The organism is Serratia sp. A07 (assembly GCF_058725505.1).
In genome coordinates, this window is sequence record NZ_JBZXDO010000141.1 from 1 (window position 1) to 1,896 (window position 1,896).

The following is a 1,896-nucleotide window of genomic DNA, read 5'->3' on the forward strand; positions in this document are numbered from 1 at the left end:
CCGCCGCTTTCAGTTCAGTTAACCCCAAATTTCGCTGAGCTATAATGACATCAATCGCAGCCGAAGGAATGACATCGCCGCCCATATTGTCGTTGATGCCGATATTTTCTATTGTGCTCGCGCCGTTCTCTGTTGCATTTGACATGCTTAACCTCTACACATGAGATAAATACCGCCGCCCATTAGGGCGGCGGTCGGTTTATCAGGCGTATGCCCGTTTGATTTCCAGAGCGCGAAGTAACTGCCCTAACTCGTTGCCCTTGAGCGCCGGAATATGGACGCGCTGGCCTTTGCGTTGAGCTTTGGCAATATGACGACTCCATGCTTTAACGCTGGGATCGACGTCGTTGGCCGCAATGCAATCGCGCTTGATGCGCTTGTGCTTTTTATTTGCGCCACTCTGTACATTTCTCGCAGCAGGTGCGATGATTGAAAACTCAATAGTCATAGATTTACTCCAATCGGTTATTGAAGCCGCACTGACTTTCCACGAGTCAGCACGGCATGAGGAAGCAGGCGCAAGCCTGCTTTTTCAATTCAGGGATTGCCCGCCCCCGTTGACCTCCTTAATTTCTGTATCCAAAATTTGTACCGGCTCGCCCAGGAAATACCCATTCACCGGATTTAACAGCGAAATAAAGCGCGCCTTTGCCTCTGCTGCTGTTTTAGCCGTTATGCGTGAAAACATTGGAATTGATCCGTTGGCACCTTGACCGAAAAACATGATCTCCCAACGCCGTTGCCCATATCTTTCCGAGGGCTCCTGAGCGGCGGTTTTGACGTTGACGTTTTGTGTGTTCATGCTGATTTTCTCCTTCGGTGGTTGATGTCTCTCTCGTCGGGACCTTTCGCGGCAAAAAAGCTGACGTGGCAACGGCGAACGGGGGAACGCAAGGGCGCCGCGTGCGGCGTGCCATTTACCCTTGCGGGCACACGGGCGACGGTGCTACAAAAGCGGCCGCGTAAGGGGCTGACGAGAGAGTGCCACCGGGGCCGAATGAGCAGGAACACACCCGACACGGCGTCACGCCGGGGCGGCCTTTGCGGCGCCGGCTTGCCGGCAAGTGCCGCGTGGCGGTTCAACGCGCCGGTGGCGCTCGATGCGCCGCAAGGTGCGCGGGGTCGGACAAACGCCTGCCGCCTGCCCTAAAAACCCGCCCGGATCAACGGACGGGTACGTGGTATTGGCTACGCCGCTTCGCTGTCGTCGCTTGCGGGCTGGGTTGTCGTCACCGGCACATAGGGCGTCAGGCACGGCGGCACCCAGCGGGTCTGACTGATTTCGGCCTCGGCCAGTATCGCCGCGTCCGCTTTCTTCATCTTCAGCGCCGAGGCCGCTTGTGCCAGTCGGTCAGCATCAACCAGCACGTCACCTATCTGGTCTTTACTGAGACGCGCAAAGCAGTTCTGCGCGGTCGGCACCCACCAGTCACGCAGGGTAAAGCCCAACGCCGCTTCCAGTCCGTCAAGCTGCGCCCCTGCCCGTCCGTTGCGGTCAGTCTTTTCGCACAGGCCATCGATGCCGCCGCTGACGCAGAACGCCAGCAGGTCAACCAGTGTCGGCATCGGCCAGTCAATCAACACGGTAAAGTCCTGCTCCCAGCCTTTTGGCAATCGCGCCATCCAGCCCTGCTCCACCTCGCTCAGGCGCGTCATGGCGCGGTCGGTTTCTGCGCTGGCGGGGGCATGGGTCAGTAACGTGCCGCGCTGCTGGCTGACGCTGGCACCCAGCACGCTGCCTGCCCACGGCGTGGTCATTTTAATCAGCAGGGTATGCACCAGCAGCGCCAGCGCCACCTGCGGGTTGCCGGTCAACGCCGCCTGCACCGCCAGTGTCCGCTCGGCGGTCAGGCTGCGCAGCAGTGCGGCGCTGTAGCCCTTGTTTTGGGGTTCTGT

The 1,896-nt window shown here is 59.2% G+C and carries 2 protein-coding genes and 1 pseudogene; all 3 read right to left on the minus strand.

What is annotated here, in order from left to right; all coding sequences use genetic code 11:
• Positions 1 to 202 precede the first annotated feature (202 nt).
• On the minus strand, positions 203 to 448 hold the full coding sequence (locus tag AC4PR2_RS28605) for a hypothetical protein (RefSeq protein ID WP_492176012.1): 246 nt from the start codon (positions 446 to 448) through the stop codon (positions 203 to 205).
• An 84-nt stretch (positions 449 to 532) separates the two neighbouring features.
• Positions 533 to 802 (minus strand): hypothetical protein, encoded by a 270-nt coding sequence (locus AC4PR2_RS28610; protein ID WP_492176013.1) that lies wholly within the window; start codon positions 800 to 802, stop codon positions 533 to 535.
• A 386-nt stretch (positions 803 to 1,188) separates the two neighbouring features.
• Positions 1,189 to 1,896 (minus strand): annotated as a pseudogene (locus AC4PR2_RS28615) (ParB/RepB/Spo0J family partition protein); the annotation flags it as partial.

What these genes read in the sequence shown, in the direction of transcription:
- AC4PR2_RS28605 (WP_492176012.1), bottom strand. Translation starts at nt 448, where the DNA reads ATGACTATTGAGTTTTCAATCATCGCACCTGCTGCGAGAAATGTACAG.
- AC4PR2_RS28610 (WP_492176013.1), bottom strand. Translation starts at nt 802, where the DNA reads ATGAACACACAAAACGTCAACGTCAAAACCGCCGCTCAGGAGCCCTCG.